Origin of the sequence: Leptolyngbya sp. NK1-12 (genome assembly GCF_032598965.1) — a bacterium.
Classification (GTDB): domain Bacteria; phylum Cyanobacteriota; class Cyanobacteriia; order Elainellales; family Elainellaceae; genus Elainella.
On the sequence record NZ_CP053586.1, the window covers coordinates 3,869,627 to 3,887,628 of the forward strand.

The window sequence follows — 18,002 nt, forward strand, 5'->3', positions numbered from 1 at the left end:
GATCTGAGCTTGATTCAAGCTGGGTTTGCTGGAGCGATTGGATCCGGCTAGCGCAGGTAAAGCTCGTCTTTGGCTTGGAAATTGGCTTCAAGAAAGGTCAACAGCCGCTCAACGCTGGCGTTGGGTTCAATAAACGAAAACAAATGGCGAAATCGAATTCTGCCCTGACAATCGAGGAGAAACTGAGCCGGCAGAGGAGCACCAAGCGCTTGACCAACCTGATAGCGGCGAAAGGTGCGGCAACCCGGATCGCTGAGCAGCGGCATTTTTAAGCCCAACTCTTGCAGTACAATCCGGCTCTGCTGTGGATCGGTGCTGGTAATCATTAAAACTTCTATGCCCTGCTGCACAAACTGCTCGTAGGCGGCATTTAGTTCCATAATGTGAGGGAAACAAAGTGGGCAGTAGTGCTTTTCGCTGAAAATCCGCGTGAAGGCCACCAAGACTCCCTGATTGCGAGCTTGAGGTAGAGGGGAACTCAAATAATCCGCCAAACGAATTTTCTGCCCGGTGGTCACATTCAGCAGCTCAAAAGGTGGTGCTACGGTGCCGAGCGGAAACTGATTTGTGGCGGGAATCGGGAAAAAGTTTTGGGCAAAGCGCCGATTCAATAGGCTGTCAAGTGAAGTAGCGGTCAGCATAGAAGTCTAGTAATGGAGATCGCCTGTTTATATTATGAGGACGATCGCCAGAACCAGCCTGCAACCCGATAGAGTAGGTTTAGGTTCAAAAGCTTTAGATTAAAGACCAGGGGGAGCCGATGAGCATGAAAATCACCCATTACCTGCACACTGCCGTTTTAGTCAGTGACCTGGAACGGGCAGAGCGCTTCTATGGTGAGGTGTTGGGATTGGCTAAAATCAACCGCACCCTCAAGTACCCCGGAGCCTGGTATCAGCTAGGAGCGGTACAGGTGCATTTAATTGTGGATACGGCCTTTGACTCCAGCTTACAAAATGCTGAAAAGTGGGGGCGCAATCCCCATCTGGCGCTGGCCGTCGAGAACCTAGAAGCCGCCAAAGCCCACCTCACGGCGCACGGTTATCCGCTTCAACTCAGCGCTTCCGGACGAGCCGCCCTGTTTACGCAAGACCCAGACGGTAATGTGATTGAGCTAACGGAAATGGCTCCAGAAACCTAGCTAGCGAACCTATTGCGACACCACGCAACCATTCCACAGAACTACTGCTTCACGTCACGATCAGAAAATCTGTAGCAGCTAGATTAGGTTGGCTGACGAGGGTGGCAAAGTGTCCGCCTGAGCCGAATCCGGCTCCGCCTCGGTTGGCGTTGTAGAAGAGTTTGCCATTTGTGGCGTTATAAACAATTCGGGCCTTGCTAGCCGCAGCCAATCCGTCGCGCTCAACGACGGCGAACTGATCAGTGCGAACAAAGCGGCGCTGATTGATTGATTTGAGAGCGGTAAATGTGGTTCGGTCGAGGACGATTTTGTCTTTGCCATGGGTAAAGTCTCGGATGGTGTCAACTCCAATTGCGGTGCGGCTGAACTTTGCGCCGGTGTTGTAGATGAAGCGATCGTTGCCGGTTCCGCCCGTAAGCGTATCTTGCCCAAGACTGCCAACCATCCGATCATTCCCTGCGCCTCCCAATAAGCCATCGTTGCCGTCTCCTCCATCTAATCGATCGTTACCAGACCGCCCCAACAGGGTATCTTCTCCGGCTTCACCGTAAAGCTGGTCGTTGCCGTCTTCGCCATCGAGGCTGTCAGTTTCGCCGCCAGCAAATATGACATCGTTCTCTGCCCCACCCAGCAGTTTGTCGATCCCGGCCTCACCGTAAAGCTGATCGGTACCTGCACCACCGTTGAGGGTATCGTTGCCTTCGCTGGCGAAAAGCTGATCGGTACCAGACCCGCCCGATAGCTGATCGTCGCCAGTTTCACCGTAGAGCTGGTCATTGCCCTCGCCGCCTTCGAGGGTATCTTGCTCGGTTCCGGCAAACAGGCGATCGTCTCCTGCGCCGCCATTGAGCTGGTCATTTCCAGCGGCTCCGTAAAGTTCATCGCTGCCTGCGTCGCCGTTCAGCGCATCGTTGCCGTCATTGCCAAACAGCTTGTCATTATCAGCTTCACCTGCGAGCGTGTCGTTGCCGGTCTCACCTTGCAGCTCGTCATTCCCTTCACCGCCCTGAAGACTGTCATCCCCTTCGCTGCCGAAGAGTTTATCTTCACCCGCACCACCAGCAAGGCGATCGCTGCCCAGTCCACCATCGAGCGTGTCGTTACCATCATCGCCGTTTAGAGCGTCATCTCCTTCTGCACCGTTGAGGAGATCGGTGCCCGTACCGCCATTGAGCGTGTCATTGCCGGCTTCGCCAAATAAGCGATCGTCATCCTCACCGCCGAATAGGCTATCTTGCCCATCACCACCAGAGAGCTGATCCTGCCCGGCATCACCATTCAGCGTGTCGTCACCCCCTTCACCGAACAAGCGGTCGTCATCGGCTCCGCCTGAGAGGATGTCGTTGTTTTCTCCGCCTAATAGCTGATCGGCTCCGGTATCACCGGACAGGATATCATCTCCACGTTCACCGTAGAGAATATCTCCACCGTCATTGCCGTTGAGCTGGTCCTGATCGTCGCCGCCGTAGAGAGTATCGTTATCCGCTCCCCCAAACAGCACGTCATTGTTGGCTTCGCCATAGAGCTGATCATCGCCTGCATTGCCGTTAAGCAAATCTTCGCCGGTGCTGGCATAAAGAATATCGTTGCCTAATCCACCACTAAGGTTATCGTTACCGGCTTCACCCAGCAGTTCGTCATCACCAGCATCACCGTTAATGGTATCATTTCCTTCACTGCCTAGTGCTTTATCGTTATCAGTTCCACCGTTTAGAACATCATCTCCGGCTTCACCAAATAATTCATCATTGCCACTATCACCATTCAGCGTGTCTACACCTTCTCCCCCAAACAGCTTGTCAATTCCCGCACCTCCGCTGAGAGAGTCCTGTCCTCGATAGCCATACAGAACGTCGTCTTCTGCTCCGCCAATCAGAACATCATTTGCATTGGTTCCTTGAAAAATTGCCACGTCGCTTATCCTTCACAACACCTTACTCCTATTGGTGTGCGCCCTGTTGCCGTCAATCGGCTGATCTCATGCTATCTCTACCGGAAAAGGTTATTGTGAAGCGCTCGCCTGTTTCGTGATTGCAGGAGTCAAGGAACTGTAAATTTTCTCAAGGCGTATGTGCGATTTATGTCACCGGAGATTGGGATGCTTAAGCGCTACAGAACAGTTTGGGCTTTGGTTGGTGAAATCATGATGCAGTCTTGAGCCTGCCAATTGAGAACAACTTCTCCAGATGGCTCAGTTCCACTTAACTGGGTAACTGTAAAAGCGCCGATTGGCGTTTCGAGTTGGATCTGTAAAAGTTGGCCAATGTAAGTGACATGGGTGATTTTGCCAGGGATTTGATTGGCGTTTTCACCATGATTGGCGGCATTTCCAACATTAGCGCTTAGTTGCAACTGTTCTGGACGAATCATTAAGGTAACGGTTTCGCCAAGGGTTGGTTTGTAGCTGGGCGCGACGGCTTTGATTACGGTGCCTGCGACTTCAACTTGCAAAGAGTCAGATAATTCGATGACCTTGCCCGTGAGAAAATTTGCCTTACCGATAAACTGGGCCACAAACAGCGAAGCGGGGCGATCGTAAATTTGTCTGGGTGTGCCGACCTGTTCTACTTGACCGTTGTGCATTACCGCGACCCGGTCGCTGAGGGCAAGCGCTTCTTCTTGATCGTGGGTGACATAAATAAAGGTGAGATTAGTCTGGCGCTGGAGTTCCCGCAGCTCTTGCCGCACTTCTTCCCGGATTTTGGCATCCAAAGCCGAGAGCGGTTCATCGAGCAGCAGCACTTTGGGGCGATTAATCAAGGCCCGTGCAAGGGCGACTCGCTGTTGCTGTCCCCCAGAGAGCTGGGCCGGGCGCCGATCTCCCAACCCTTCGATCCGAAACATGCGCAGCGTTTCTGCCACACGTGGCCCAATTTCAGCCTGAGGGATTTTAGCAATACTCAATGGATAGGCAATATTTTGTGCCACGGTCAGATGAGGAAACAGCGCATAGTTTTGAAACACAGTGTGTACATTGCGACGATAAGGGGGTAGCGCCGTAACGTCTTCTCCGTTGATGTAAACTTGACCGTACTCAGGAATTTCAAACCCGCCAATCAAGCGCAGTGTTGTTGTCTTACCAGAACCACTGGAGCCTAGCAAAGAGTAGAACTCTCCAGGCTGCACATCGATGGTCACTTCCCGCACAGCATGGAATTCTCCTTTGGATGTAGCGTAGATTTTACTGACGCGATCAAGATAGACAAGACTGTCTTTCATGGTTGTGTTCTACTATCGTGACATTCTCGTGGCTGTCGGTTTGGATAGACCTAAGGTTCCTTCCCAGTCACCCATTGACTGAATAGCACAATTGCTCCAGAGGCGACTGATATCAGCGTAGCAACAGCAGCAATTTCTGGCGTAATGTTGGTACGCAATCGGCCCCAAATCTCGATTGGCAGCGTGTTGTCTCGCCCGGTCAGAAAGATCGTGACCACTACTTCATCAAAGGAGAGGGTAAATGCCAACAGTGCACCTGAGATGACGGCGCTGCGAATATAGGGAAAAATCACATCTCGAAATACCTGAGCTGGTTTTGCGCCCAGATCGTAGGCAGCTTCTTCTAAACTGCGAGGAAACTGACCGAGGCGAGTCAGAATGGGGCCGAGGGCGACGGGGATGCCAAACACAGCATGACCAATGATCACCGTCAGCAGCGATAACTCCCAGCCTAAATCGGAAAAGTAGGCTAACATCGCCACACCTGTGACAATACCTGGCAGCAGAATCGGCAGGTTGAGGGCAATACGGAAGGAGTTTCTGCCAAAGAACCGGTAGCGATAAATGGCGAAGGCGGCAGAGAGGCCCAGGACAGTAGCTAGGAGGGTGGCAGCAGCGGCAACTTTGAGGGAGTTGAGCAACGCTTGGCGAATGGCTGTATCTTCGAAGGCACGCCTGTACCAGGCAAAAGTCACTCCTTTGAAGGGCAGCGACAAAATTGCCGAGTCATTGAAGCTGATCACGATCAGGACAACAATGGGCAAATAGAGAAAAGCATAGACAGCCACGGCCCAAACTGCCAATGGCCAGGGTTGAGCAGGTTTCCGAGGTGAGACTGGAGAGTTGACGTGAGTAGGATTGACTCGGCTGTTTACTTCATTGGTCATAGAATCCACTATGGGTATTCTGTTGTTAGCAGGATTTTTTATTTAAGCTACAGGCAAGCTAGAACTAGAAGCATCAAAATAATCTAGGTCAACTGTGGAAAACCCTGACACTGTTTTACTGAAAAGTCAGTGAAATCAAGGTCATAGATTGAGTAATCTACGTAGATCAGGTATTCGCTAAGTTAAAAAAATACACTCACCTTAAGGAATTTAAGTAAAACCACCATTACAGACCACGCTATCTGACGTTAGATTTTGACTAGCTTCATGTAGCTAATCATGTAGCTAATTTAGTCCACTATATAGATCATGGTATCCCTGACACCCAAAGCAATGATTAAAAAACTATTGCCTTTGTCAGCGAGCATTGCCGGAGTTGGTATTCTGCTCGCGCCAATTGCCTTTGCTCCCAAGGCAGAAGCAATCTACTACGAACGTGAACCTGGCACATTTGCCTGCCGGAACAGTCTGGACCCTCAGTGCGAGAATCCTCCACGGGAAATTGGCACGGCTGAAGAGGGCGGCTGGGCTTGCAAGAACAACCCTGGCCCGGTTTGCACAGAGCCTCCTAGAGTTGATCAGGAGTTGGGGAAGGGCAACTGGGTTTGCCGGTTTAACCAGAACACCCCCGCTTGTGGTAACCCAATTCGCTATACGGTTCCCGAATCCGATCGCGAAAACTGGCCGACTTATTTTCCCGAGTACACTGAAACTGAAAGCTAATGCTGACCTACTAAGGTCTCCAGTTTTGGTTTAATTGAATGACTGGTCTCTAGTCGATCGTGAGCTGCTCAGACAGCCAATCAAAGAGCAATGCTCTAGGAGTGAATTAAATGTGGTGTGGGAGTGGGTCGTGTTGACACTCCCTTTTTTATTTTTTGACCCTACATCATTTTTTGACTCTACAGAGCCAGCAAGCTGTGGTAGAAGACTGTGGTAGAAGAGGTCTCCCGTTCTGCACTTGATTTGGATTGGGTAACTCAAACACTGAACTCAAAGACTATCGAGGCCACCACGTTGCAGCACTAGAGCTAAGCCCGAAAAGACAATTAGCATTACGATCAGGGCGAAGGCAGCACCCAGCGGCCAATTGTAGGACACTCCGAATTGGGAGGAAATCACATTACCGAGCATGATGCCGTTTGGGCTGCCTACCAGACTGGGCGTAATAAAATCTCCCATAGTCAACGAGAATACGCTAATGGATCCCGCCAGGATGCCTGGAGTGACCAAAGGCAAGACAATGCGGCGAAATGTCGTCCAAGGGCGAGCATTCAGATCGGCAGACGCCTCCAGCAAATTGTGCGGTAACCGTTCAAAGGCAGTACTTACTGGCAAAATCATGAACGGCAACCAGATATGCACAAACGTCAGCGTGGTCGAGAACTGATTGTAGAGGAAGATTTGACTGGGTTCTGACAGGATGCCAAGCAGAATTAGAGCATTATTAAGCACCCCGTTATAACCCAAAATGATTTTCCAAGCGAACACCCGCACTAAGTAGCTAGACCACAGCGGCAAAATCACCAGCAGAGTCAGCAGGGAACGATAGCGGCCACTATAGCGGCCAATAAAATAGCCCAGCGGAACCGCAATCAAAATATCAATCAGTGTCACACCCAAGGCGGTTAACACAGTGCGGCCTATGACCGTGCGGTAGGCACTATTGGTAAAAATGGTTTTGAAGTTCGTCAGGCTGAACTCCTTGACGATATCGAACGCTTCCAAGCGCCAAACACTGTAGGACATCAGCAGCGTCAGCGGCACAAAATAAAGCAGCGTCATCCATAGCAAGGGCGGCAGGAGAGTTGCATATAGCCCCACTGGAGCCGGAGCACGACGACGCTGCGCTAATTCGGTGACACTCATACCGAGGAAGAAGAGAAAGGATGCCAGGATGCTCAGCCGAACCTAACTGCGAATTTCGTTCCAGAGCTGCACCCATTGATCATAATTCTTGACGCTCTGCCACATATTGATCTGAGAATGCAGCGACAGATCATCCATGAATAGTTCATGGGCTCGCGCTTCGCCCACAGCCTCGGCTCCCAGGGTTGTCGCTCCCGAATAGCCCGTTACCTCAATTACGCCCTTTTGGCCGGCACCGCTGAGGATATAGTCAATCCACTGATAGGCTACTTCGGGATTGCGCGAGTTTTTAGAAATCATCCAGGAATCGGTCCAACCAGTCAGCTTACCTTTGGGACTAACTGAATCGATCGGAAATCCGGCTTCACTGAGCTGAGTGTAGGTGAGCGGCCAAGCATGAGCCAAGACAATTTCACCCGACTGAAACAGGTTGGCGAGTTCTCCAGCCGTGGTCCAGAATTTGCGAATGTTGGGGCGCAGTTCCAGCAGCGTTTGTTTCACCTCGGCCAGATCGGCAGTCGTCAGATCGTAGGGATCACTCTTACCTAGCCAAAGGGCTACATCGGCAATGGTCATCGGGTTATCGGGCAGGGAAATTTTGCCAGCGTAGGCTGGGTCAAACAAAATATCCCAGGATTGCGGCTTGGACTTGACGGCTTTAGTGTTATAAACCAAAACATTCGGTCCCCAGGCAAATGTAACTCCGTAGGGTTTGCCATCGAAGGTGTTCCACTTGCCGCCCTGAAACGACTGAAATACCGAACTGTAATTTTGCAGTTTGTCGGTATCGATAGGACGAACTAAGCCAGCTTTGTAGAGTCGCTCAGTGATGTCACCAGAGGCCGAGATAATGTCGTAGGTGCGTCCACCGCCAGCCCGGAACTTGGCAAACATCTCATCACTGGAGCCAGCATAGGTAGCTTTTACCTTACAGCCAGTTTGTTCTTCAAAGGTCTTGGTAAACGAGGGATCGGTGTAACCCTCCCAAACAATGGCCGTGAGTGTGCAGCCTGCCGCTGCCGCAGGTCGAGCAGGGAGCCAAAGCGCAGCCAAACTGAAGCAACCGATCAGCAACGCAGCGAGTAAACGATGCCCCATAGCAAACGGTCTGATTGGATTTCTGATTGGATTTCTGATTGAATTTTTAACTGGCAGATCAGATCGAAAATTCATAGGTCATTAGCGTCAACAATCACGCAAATTGGAAGGGTGTTTTGCAGCACAAAAACTGCCCATTTAGTCTGTTTTCATTCAGTCTATCGTTCGGGTTTAGAAGCAAGAGCGGAATCATAGATTTCCGTAAGGATCAGGCAGAAGTAGTGAACGATTGACGGGTAACACGGCGAAAAATTGGGCCGCGGCTCCGATTTTTTCTAATTCTGTAACCCTACTGTGACCTGGCATACTTGACGACAAAAGCAAATTTGGTATCACAGAAAGATATTGATGCAGATTTCAATACTTGCTCTGAGTTGGTTTCTACGGATTACCCTTGGGGCTGCTACCTGTACCATTAATTAGGGAGTTAAATGCGTGAGGTCAATCAAAACCAGTAGCTAGGTAAAGTGAGAGAAACGAGCGTGCTTTGATAAACGATTTCTGAAGCTTCCTTCGTTTCGTGACGAATTATTTCTGATTCCTAGTGCATTACTGGCATTACTGGCTATTCAGAGCTAGTAATTTTCCCGGAAGTCAGGCAAAAGCACCGGGAAGGTAATGTACCAGACCTGAATTAGGACGAGCTTGAATTCAGCAGCGGCTTAACTCGCAGGAAGCGTATGGAAGGGGGCTTAATCAACCAAAATTATTCCTTGCCACTAGCTCTGTGAAAACCAGAAAACGAGGATAAGATTAGGATTGAGTATAAAAAGCAAAGCTTTCCCCCCTCAGCAATACTGGTAAGCTTCTAAAATAAAGGGTGTTTTGACTTCTGGTATAGAATCTGAACCATAGCTGCATCTACAGTTGAAAAACCAGATCCAGCTATAGATCGTATCTACTTGTATATTTATAAAATCGCTTTGAAAGCCATCTGTGTATCTACAGTTCGTGTGTCTACAGTCTGTGTATTTACGAGTAGTGTATTTGCCTTGTGAACACCAGTCTTAGGCTGCAGTCGAGACAATTTCGAGACAATAAAGACAGTCCCTGTTAACAATGGATATATTGTCTTAGGCCAGCCTTAAGCCAGCGCGACTCAAACTGCCATCAGGACTGAATTATGACTGACCTTCTGACCTCTGTTTAATATGAGCCGCACAATGCCCCGGATAACCCAAGATAAGCCTTTGGGTGGACGATACAAGCTTGTCAGCCAGCTAGGAGTTGGTGGATTTGGTCGTACATTCCTAGCGGAGGATTTGCATTTACCGGGCCATCCACGCTGTGTGATTAAACACCTGAGGCCGCAGAGCAAAAATGACGATACGCTGCAAATGGCGCGACGTTGCTTCAATCTGGAGGCACAGGTCCTCTATCGTCTGGGTAATCATGACCAAATTCCACGGCTGTTAGCTCACTTTGAAGAAGGTCAAGAATTTTATTTAGCTCAACAGTTTATTGAGGGAGAACCCCTGACTCGGGAATTAGTGGATGGCAAACCCTGGTCCCAGGGCCGAGCTGTTACTCTCACCAAAGATATTCTGCAAGTGCTGACCTTTGTGCATCAGCAGCAGGTGATCCACCGAGACCTCAAACCTTCGAACCTAATCCGCCGCCGCCATGATCACAAGGTTGTTCTAATCGATTTTGGGGCCGTCAAACAGGTGAGCGCACCTAGTGCTGATCCCGATACGGGACTGACCAACCTGACCATTTCAATCGGCACTCAGGGCTACATGCCCAACGAACAGCTAGCGGGCCGACCCAAGTTCTGCAGCGATGTCTATGCGGTGGGAATTCTGACTGTGCAGATGCTGACAGGGTTGCATCCAAGATGTTTAGGTGAAGACAGCAACGGTGAAATTGCTTGGCATGACCATGTCAATCACGTCAGCCCTGAACTGATCGAGGTGATCGATCAAATGATTCGCTACGACTTTCGGGAGCGATATGTAGATGCCGCCGAAGCGTTGGCAGCGCTCGAAAGCCTACCTGCGGCGATTGCAGAAGACCAAACCGAATACGAACCGCCTCAATCGGCTAAAGCAGGGATGAGTGGGGCTGAAACCGCGAATCAAGTAGCAACTACGCCCCAGATCGAAACAGCCACGGATTTTAGTGGGCAATGGTCAAAATCCAATTTTGAATTTAGCAACGGTAGGAATGCCGCCCTGCCAGAAGAACCGATTTCAACCGCAATCTGGTTACCCAACGAATCAACGCTGCAAGCGATGCAGGCATCTGGAACGGGCTTGACCCAGGCGGTAGGCCGTCCCCATTTTTCTGGAGCCAATTCTGCAACTGCTCGCAGACCAGCATTGTCTGGAATCACTCAGCGGTTGGTTCAGCCTTGGGCGCTGGTTGGGTTGCTTGGCCTTGGCCTCACGTTAGCTCTAGCGCAAAGTCTGTTACCCCAGTTGGGCAATCCGTTTTTGGGCCAGCATTCATCGTCCTCTAGACAAGATGCGACCGGTCAGAACTCTCCTCTGCCCGACGATCCGCAACAAGCAGCCAGCGCGCTGGTCGAACAAGCCAATCGGTTGCTGCAAGAAAAACAGTACGACAAAGCCATTGCCATTTTTGATCAGGCCATCAAGCTGCAATCCAACTATGCTCCGGCCTATGCCGGACGGTGTGAGGCTCTAAATCTGCTGGAGCGTCCAGAAGAGGCAATCGTCTTTTGCAATGATGCGCTGGCCTACGACCCAACCTATGCCGAAGCAAAATGGAGCCAAGGCAACGCAAAGCTGTTGCAAAATCGGTCCTATGAGGCGCTGAAGCTCTATGAAGAGGTGACCGAAGCCAAGCCGGAGTTTGCCTTGGGTTGGGTGAAACGGGGCGTGGCTCTGCAAAAATTGGGGCGATCAGCAGAAGCGTTGATTGCTCTCGATCAGGGAATCCAGTTAGAACGCAACTCGGCTGAGGCTTGGCTCACCAAAGCAGAGGCACTCTATAACCTGCAGCGGTATGACGAAGCCCTAGCGGCGGTTAACAAAGCACTCCAGCTCGCACCAAGCGATCCCCAAGCGCTCGAACTACGCCAGCAAGCTAAAGATAGAGCAAGTAAATAGGGGCTAGCAAGGAGCAGGCATGAGCGGTATCCTGGCCCTGGGATTCAACCCATCAGAGTGGCAGTCCCGGTTTGCTATCCTGTACGAAACTTTGCTGATTACCTGGAGCATCAATGCCTTTAACTGGCTGCTGCCGGGCAGGATACTGAATTGGTTCGGAATTCGTCCCCGCACCGCAATTGGCCTGCTGGGCATTTTCTTTAGCCCACTGCTGCACGGTGATGTGGCCCATTTGATGGGCAATTCACTCGGCTTTGTGGCGCTGGGCTGGCTACTGCTGTTGAAAGGCGAAGCGGATTTTTGGGCGGTGACACTAGTTGCGCTGCTGACGAGCGGGATTGGGGTGTGGCTGTTTGGCCGTGCGCAAGCCTACCGCCTCTCCTCAGATCACCTGTATGCTGTACAAATGGTGCACCTGGGAGCCAGCGGAATCATCTTTGGCTACCTAGGGTTTCTGCTATTTGTCAGCTTCTTTGACGAGGATCCGCTATCGCTGATTCTTTCCCTCACGGTGGGCGCGTTTTACTGGCATCTGCTTCCTGGCATTTTTCCCAAACCGATCGGGATTTCTTGGGAAGCTCACCTATTTGGTTTTTTGGGCGGGATTCTGGCGGCTCGTTATTTGCCTACGATTAAGGCATTGATGTTTTAGCGTGACTTGGAATATGCAGGATGCAGATGTAGTAGTGATTGGCAGCGGCATTGGGGGATTAACTGCCGGAGCGCTGCTGGCTCGCTACGGACGCCGGGTTATCGTTTGCGAAAGTCATGCCATTCCGGGTGGAGCGGCTCACAGTTTTGTGCGACAAGGATTTCATTTCGATTCCGGGCCTTCCTTCTATGCTGGGCTGAGCGATCCCAAATCTCTGAATCCGCTGCGACAGGTGTTGGATGCGATTGAAGAATCGCTAGAAGCCTTGGCTTACGATCCATTGGGACACTACCATTTTCCTGAAGGCACGGTGCCGATTTATGGCAATGCCAACCGCTATCGTCAGACGATTGCCCAAGTCACGCCTACGGGAGCCGCCGAGTACGAATCCTTCGAGCAGGAATTGCTACAGCTTTATCAGGGACTGCGTGAAATTCCCACCCTGGCACTACGGGCCGATTGGCAGTTGGTTTGGGTGCTGCTGAGTCGCTATGCTTGGCCTACGCTGAAGCTGATGCCGCAATTGGGCAATATTCAGGCGTCGGTGGGCGAGGTGATGGATCGCTGGGTAGAAGACCCTTGGGTGCGGCGGTTGATCGATTTGGAATGCTTTTTGCTGTCAGGCTTGAAGGCTGACGGCACGGTTGCGCCAGAGGTGGCGTTTATGCTGGGCGAGCGTTCTAACTCAGTCATTGATTATCCGATTGGCGGCAGTGGAGCAATTGTGCAGGCGCTAGTGCGAGGACTGGAGAAATGGGGCGGACATCTGCGGCTGAATGCCCATGTCGAACAGATTTTAGTCGAACAGGGTAAGGCCATTGGCGTGCGGCTGAAGCGGGGAGAGGAACTGCGAGCACCGATTATCATCTCCAATGCCACGATCTGGAACACCTATGCCCAACTGCTGCAACCCGAGGATTTGCCGTCCGGCTATCGCCAAGCTGCCCTAGAAACGCCGCCTGTAGACAGCTTTATGCATCTGCATCTCGGCATCCGAGCTGATGGATTAGAGGGATTAACCGGCCATCATGTGGTGGTTCACGACGCACAGGATATCACCGCACCGGGCAACACCTGTATGATTTCGATTCCATCGGTGTGGGACGCCAATCTAGCGCCTGTGGGGCACCATGTCGTTCATGCCTATACGCTCGAACCCTACGCTGGTTGGCAGCGCGATGCTGACTACGAGACTCGCAAACGCCAGAAAGCCGAGCCGCTGTTTCGGGCGCTGGAAAAAGTGATTCCCGACCTGCGTCAGCGCATCACTCTAGAGTTAATCGGCACTCCCCTTACCCACGCCTACTATTTACGGCGCTGTCGAGGTACCTATGGCCCTGCCATTGCCGCCGGAACCGCGATGTTTCCAAGCTGCCACACGCCGATTGCCGGACTCTATCGCGTTGGGGACAGTACAATGCCAGGGATTGGAGTACCCGCCGTGGCCGCTTCGGGGATTCTCTGTGCCAATACCCTGGTTGATCCCACAGAAACAGCCGCGCTAGTGGCCAAGTCTATTGCCAATCGCTAAAGCTCTGCTAAAACAGCTTGAACCGCATCGTACTGGTCAGGATAATCCACATACTTCAACAGCAGGGCCAAATCTAAGTCCGGAAAAAACTGGCTGCGCGTTACTTCGCTATATTGATCCTGGTTGAGCTGAAACACTCGCAGTTGTTGTTTCCACCAAAACCAGACTTCAGGAATTTGCAAGGGACGGTAGAGTTCTTTGCGATCGATCGTGCCGCTAGTGACAATCACCTCGATCACCAAATCAGGGAACCGCCGACGAGTCCCAATCGAATAGGATTCATCTGGAGTTCCAGAGGCGTAGCCAGGTGCTTCTAGGGTGAAACCTCCCCGACGATAATGCCGCATGTTTTTGTGCCGCATGTAGGCTTCTAGCAACACGCCAATCGTACTCTTGATCGCTTCGTGCTGATCCCCAATCGGAGACATAATCTCCAACACTCCCTGTAAATAAGACAGTCGCACTGCCCGCACCCCTTCCAGGTTGGCTTCGATTGCCTTAAACTGCTCCCAGTTCACGCCATGTAAGGTGACGAGCTGTTCATCGCCGTGATGCCTAGATCGATTTGGAGCTTGAAGATTCATAGAGTTCACCTGCCGATTCAAGCAACCGGGGTTGCTGTAGCATTACCGTCATCTCATCGCTGCCATCTAGTCTGACACACTACTTATCCCATTCCCTTTGATTGAGCTACAGATCACCAAGCTCAACAGACTGGATTGTGCAGGTCCCGTAACTCAAAACTCAAAACTCAAAACTGCATGCCATGCAAAGGCTACGCCACCAAAACTCAAAACTCAAAACTCAAAACTAAGAACTGATATTAGTCGAGCTTAACCGTAAGGTAGCATTAGCTAGTTGCCACTGAAACCGCATGTATATTCCCACAGCATTTCGAGAAGGCGATCTCGACAAACTCGACAAATTAGTTGGAGAGGGCAAATACAAGCTGAGCCAAAATCGCAGTCATGCAGATCAGAAGCATGTAGCCCATGCCTTGCTGCAAAGTACGGACCCTAGTGCTCATACCATTGGTGTCGAAATGCAGCGTAATCTGGACGGCAACGAATGCTGTTAACCGACTTTCGCGGTGAGCTAGCGGCCCTAAGTGCGGCATTGCTGTGGGCACTGGCCTCTTTCATGTATGCCAGACTAGGCAAACAGATGTCGCCCCTGTGGCTGAACCTGACCAAAAGCAGCCTAGCGGTTGGGATGATCTTGCTGACACTGGTGCTGCGACGCGATGCCTCACCCCAATTGGAATGGAATAGCTTTATGCTGCTGTTTCTTAGTGGTGCCGTGGGCATTGGCTTCGGTGATTCGGTCTTTTTTGCCGCCTTGACCAATCTAGGAGCGCGACGGGCATTACTGTTAGAGGCAATTGCACCACCCTTGTCGGCCTGCTTAGCGTTTGTATTTCTAGATGAGCAGCTCGGCTTGACCGCGTGGCTGGGGATTTTGCTGACGGTGGTGGGAGTAGCTTGGGTGATTGTAGAGCGTACTCCAGAACAAACAGCCGTTCTCAATCTCAAGCGCGGCGTGATTTTGGGTCTGCTGGCGGCGTTGGCTCAATCGAGCGGGGCGGTGCTGTCACGAGCAGCTTTGGCAGAAACGGCAGTGAGTCCACTCTGGAGCAGTTTGATTCGATTGGCGGCGGCGGTGACGGTGCTGTTACTTTGGTTGGGCAGACACCCATCCTGGCAAGCCCTCCAGCCACTACGTTCGGGACGATTTCTAACGGTAATCACAGCGGCAGCTTTTGCAGGTACCTATTTGGGCATCTGGCTGCAACAAACAGCTCTCAAATTCACCGAAACTGGGATTGCCCAAGCCCTAATCGCTACGAGTCCGCTGTTCATCATTCCGATTGCCATGCTCACCGGCGAGCGCGTCAGTTTTCGCGCCATTTTGGGAGCACTGATCGCCTTAGCTGGCGTCTGGCTGCTGTTTGCCGGTTAATCGATCCAACCGGAACATTTACCAACTCATCTAATCATCTCGGAGAACTCTAAGTTGATGATTGATGAACACTGATGATCATAATTCAAACAATCAATGGCAGATAATTACAAAAAATGGGGCTGCAATTGCCCCATCATTGACCTATCTAAAATGAATTCAATGAACTATCTGAAGTTGAAACTGAAGTTGAAAAACGATTGACCTAACTCAAGGGAATTAGGGATCGTAGGTGTTTTTGCCAGTGAATTTAACGGTAGCAGGCTGGGGATTTTGCCCAATGCTGCGAGGCACACTATTCACCGCTGCGCGGCCTTCATTCACCTTCTCAGGGAAGACGCCATCCGCAGGATGAAGGTACTGAATCTCACCGCTAGGAAAGACTCGGTAGATTTTGTAGTCCTCGATCTTGGGCTTGAACTTACTGCGAAGCTGCGCCCCTAGAGCGATACATTGCTCTTTGCGAGCCAAATACAGCAGGTTTTCACCTTGCCGCATCACAGCAGCTCCGCCGGTAGGCATTTCAAACACCTGTTCCTTAGAACTGGTCCAGGTGATTGCGTATTTTTCTTCTTCGTCTGCTTTACTCAGCAGCCCGCCTGTGCTGCCGCCGAAAATGGGGGTTTGTCCAGTAAGAGTTTCTGCCATGAATCGTTCTCTGAACGTTTTTCAGGAATCCTATCATCGAGATTGCGCCCAAGCTCAATTTTATTGAGGAACTGTAACAGTTCTTTATTCGCTATTCCAAATAGGGCATCAGTTGGAGCGATCCTAGCCCCAGTTCCTGCTCAGAAATAGCCCGCGTTTCGTACAGCGCCATCATGTCTGTGAGTTGAGGATTGCCACGCGACGAACCCTTCAAGCCCTTGGCAATCACCAGACCGCAGTGTCCCTTAGTTTTTTTGCAGCGCTGGTCCCACTTTTTACGGGCTTGGATGTGCACTGGATCCTGCTCGTAGAATTCGCCAAACAGATGCAGCTCACCGTTGTTGGTTTGCAAAATGCCCAGGTCATACTGTTCATCACCGAGCGGATCTTCGCCCGGATTAAAGCAGATCCCTTTCAGTCCGCCGGCAGCTTGCAGCGCTTCGATCAGGGCCTTGGCTTTGGGGCGCGAGGTTTGAATCAGGATTACGGGAAATCCGTCAGCGGTTCTGGCACAGTTGGCTTCTGCTTCTTGATGGATTTGAACAACAGCCCGCAGCATATCGAGCGTTTCCCACGGCATGGCTCCCAGGCTGTAGAAAGCGTCATCGGGAATTAAATCATGGCGCAATACCGGGATATTGGCGATGCCGAATCCGTCTTCACCGAGTTCCGCCTCCATCGACATTTCGTAGAGTTCTTCGGCCACATCCGGCAGGGTAGATACCTTGACACTGAGCTTGCGGCTAGGCTGATCTGGGTCAGGCAGACGATAGCGACTGCTGACAGCCGGAAAATTGTCTTCGTCCATCTTGGTTAGGTGCTGCTGGAAAAAGCGCTGTAAGGCTTGAAGCGCCACCAAAAGCACGCGCGCCTCTTCGTCGTGGAGCAGCGGACGCATCCCTTCTAGCGGGTGTAAATTGCCAAAGCTGGGCCAAACTCCGGTTTCAGCAAATAGGGCGGTCAAGGTTTCATCGTCATCAAGGGCATCAGCTTCCGCATCCTCTAACGACTCGAAGGTGACGAACAAACAATCTTGCTCTAAAAATGCCTCTTCTAGAACTTGGGGCGTGTCATCAGCCGTGAGCACCTGCTGGCGGAACTTTTTCAGCGACTCTAGGGAGCGGTACATCAAAATCCCATACTCCATGCCCAGCATCCCCAAGATCGAGACATAGAGGGTTTCTACATCGCCATAATTGAGTTCAACCGCGATAATTTTTTCCTCATCGAGTTGGGTCCAGGGTTCGCTATCCCAAATCTGGCGAGCGGCCTCTAAAATCGGCTGGGCATAGGCTGGCGGCAACTCAGGTGGACTGTCAGCAGCTATGCCCTGGATACCAGCAAAAATCTCGTCAATTAGCGGTAGTTCTGGAGCATAATCAACTACAATGTTCAGCTCTTGCAACACACCCCGCAAAAAGAACTGCAATTCCCGGTCTCGCACTACAATCTTCTGGGGACGGGCAGGCATCACCGAACTTTGGGGATATTCCATCGCCTGCAATAAGGTACGCACAACTGCTTCTGGCCCCGCGTCCGACGACACGACATCCATGGCTCGTACCAACCCCTCAGTGCCATCTACCCAGAGCACACAGTCGCCCTGGCGGGGCGCATCCGCGTCAGAACCCGGCATCAAACGCGGTGAAAGCTTGCGGCGATCGCCCTCCCAAACGCTTGGCACTTGGCGGAGCTGTTGCAGACGACGACGGGTAGAACGATTAAAAGCAGTCATACGAGGAAAACCTAAAAGTGGGTTGGCAGCAGCTTCCTTTTGCAGAGAATTTGCGGAATCCGTTACCATCAGATTAAAGATTAGTGTACCGAGTGTAGACAGATTTGACTTTGATGCACTCTGTAATAGGTACAGATTCAACTCTGATTTGACCTGAATTTTGGTTTGGCAACAATTTTGGTTTGACAA

16 protein-coding genes are annotated in these 18,002 nt (G+C 51.3%); 7 read left to right on the forward strand and 9 right to left on the reverse strand.

The window, feature by feature from the left end; genetic code table 11:
- Nucleotides 1-47: 47 nt before the first annotated feature.
- Nucleotides 48-641: a peroxiredoxin family protein gene (locus HJG54_RS16390; protein ID WP_316430014.1), complete on the reverse strand. Its 594-nt coding sequence runs from the start codon at nucleotides 639-641 to the stop codon at nucleotides 48-50.
- Nucleotides 642-766: 125 nt separating this feature from the next.
- On the opposite strand from HJG54_RS16390, the gene HJG54_RS16395 reads away from it, so the two are divergent.
- Nucleotides 767-1,141 carry a VOC family protein gene (locus HJG54_RS16395; protein ID WP_316430016.1) on the forward strand — a complete coding sequence of 125 codons (375 nt, stop codon included), beginning with the start codon at nucleotides 767-769 and terminating at the stop codon, nucleotides 1,139-1,141.
- Between the two features lie 49 nt (nucleotides 1,142-1,190).
- Here the strand turns inward: HJG54_RS16395 and HJG54_RS16400 are convergent, their stop codons facing one another.
- The 3 genes from HJG54_RS16400 to HJG54_RS16410 all read right to left on the reverse strand — a co-directional run bounded on the left by HJG54_RS16400 (nucleotide 1,191) and on the right by HJG54_RS16410 (nucleotide 5,247).
- The gene (locus HJG54_RS16400) at nucleotides 1,191-3,053 is read right to left on the reverse strand and encodes a calcium-binding protein (RefSeq protein ID WP_316430017.1); all 1,863 of its coding nucleotides are present in this window, start codon (nucleotides 3,051-3,053) and stop codon (nucleotides 1,191-1,193) included.
- Nucleotides 3,054-3,250: 197 nt separating this feature from the next.
- Nucleotides 3,251-4,360: an ABC transporter ATP-binding protein gene (locus tag HJG54_RS16405; protein ID WP_316430019.1), complete on the reverse strand. Its 1,110-nt coding sequence runs from the start codon at nucleotides 4,358-4,360 to the stop codon at nucleotides 3,251-3,253.
- Nucleotides 4,361-4,410: 50 nt separating this feature from the next.
- A complete protein-coding gene (locus tag HJG54_RS16410; RefSeq protein WP_316430021.1) occupies nucleotides 4,411-5,247 on the reverse strand; it encodes an ABC transporter permease in 837 nt (278 codons plus the stop codon).
- 333 nt (nucleotides 5,248-5,580) lie between these two features.
- Here HJG54_RS16410 and HJG54_RS16415 point away from each other — a divergent pair, with 333 nt between their 5' ends.
- Nucleotides 5,581-5,970 (forward strand): hypothetical protein, encoded by a 390-nt coding sequence (locus HJG54_RS16415; RefSeq protein WP_211628131.1) that lies wholly within the window; start codon nucleotides 5,581-5,583, stop codon nucleotides 5,968-5,970.
- Between the two features lie 270 nt (nucleotides 5,971-6,240).
- On the opposite strand, the gene HJG54_RS16420 is transcribed toward HJG54_RS16415, so the two are convergent.
- Nucleotides 6,241-7,116, reverse strand: coding sequence for an ABC transporter permease (locus HJG54_RS16420; RefSeq protein WP_316430024.1), 876 nt, complete (start codon nucleotides 7,114-7,116; stop codon nucleotides 6,241-6,243).
- A 42-nt stretch (nucleotides 7,117-7,158) separates the two neighbouring features.
- Entirely contained in the window at nucleotides 7,159-8,214 is a 1,056-nt protein-coding gene (locus HJG54_RS16425) for an ABC transporter substrate-binding protein (RefSeq protein ID WP_316430025.1), read from the reverse strand.
- A 1,163-nt stretch (nucleotides 8,215-9,377) separates the two neighbouring features.
- Between HJG54_RS16425 and HJG54_RS16430 the strand changes: the two genes are divergently transcribed.
- The 3 genes from HJG54_RS16430 to HJG54_RS16440 are packed head-to-tail and all read left to right on the forward strand — an operon-like array spanning nucleotide 9,378 to nucleotide 13,471.
- Nucleotides 9,378-11,288 (forward strand): serine/threonine-protein kinase, encoded by a 1,911-nt coding sequence (locus HJG54_RS16430; protein WP_316430026.1) that lies wholly within the window; start codon nucleotides 9,378-9,380, stop codon nucleotides 11,286-11,288.
- Between the two features lie 19 nt (nucleotides 11,289-11,307).
- The gene (locus HJG54_RS16435) at nucleotides 11,308-11,940 is read left to right on the forward strand and encodes a rhomboid family intramembrane serine protease (protein WP_316430028.1); all 633 of its coding nucleotides are present in this window, start codon (nucleotides 11,308-11,310) and stop codon (nucleotides 11,938-11,940) included.
- Nucleotide 11,941: 1 nt separating this feature from the next.
- Nucleotides 11,942-13,471, forward strand: coding sequence for an NAD(P)/FAD-dependent oxidoreductase (locus tag HJG54_RS16440; RefSeq protein ID WP_316430029.1), 1,530 nt, complete (start codon nucleotides 11,942-11,944; stop codon nucleotides 13,469-13,471).
- Here HJG54_RS16440 and HJG54_RS16445 read toward each other — a convergent pair.
- Nucleotides 13,468-14,055: a Uma2 family endonuclease gene (locus HJG54_RS16445; protein ID WP_316430031.1), complete on the reverse strand. Its 588-nt coding sequence runs from the start codon at nucleotides 14,053-14,055 to the stop codon at nucleotides 13,468-13,470. The genes HJG54_RS16440 and HJG54_RS16445 overlap by 4 nt on opposite strands.
- A 290-nt stretch (nucleotides 14,056-14,345) precedes the next feature.
- On the opposite strand from HJG54_RS16445, the gene HJG54_RS16450 reads away from it, so the two are divergent.
- Both HJG54_RS16450 and HJG54_RS16455 read left to right on the forward strand, forming a co-directional pair.
- Nucleotides 14,346-14,549, forward strand: a complete 204-nt coding sequence (locus HJG54_RS16450) for a hypothetical protein (RefSeq protein ID WP_316430032.1) — start codon at nucleotides 14,346-14,348, stop codon at nucleotides 14,547-14,549.
- Entirely contained in the window at nucleotides 14,540-15,430 is an 891-nt protein-coding gene (locus tag HJG54_RS16455) for a DMT family transporter (protein ID WP_316430035.1), read from the forward strand. The genes HJG54_RS16450 and HJG54_RS16455 overlap by 10 nt, the downstream gene beginning before the upstream one ends.
- Nucleotides 15,431-15,649: 219 nt before the next feature.
- Here the strand turns inward: HJG54_RS16455 and HJG54_RS16460 are convergent, their stop codons facing one another.
- Nucleotides 15,650-16,078, reverse strand: coding sequence for a photosystem I reaction center subunit II PsaD (locus HJG54_RS16460; RefSeq protein WP_035996822.1), 429 nt, complete (start codon nucleotides 16,076-16,078; stop codon nucleotides 15,650-15,652).
- A 91-nt stretch (nucleotides 16,079-16,169) separates the two neighbouring features.
- Nucleotides 16,170-17,813 (reverse strand): DUF6930 domain-containing protein, encoded by a 1,644-nt coding sequence (locus HJG54_RS16465; protein ID WP_316430036.1) that lies wholly within the window; start codon nucleotides 17,811-17,813, stop codon nucleotides 16,170-16,172.
- Nucleotides 17,814-18,002: the final 189 nt, after the last annotated feature.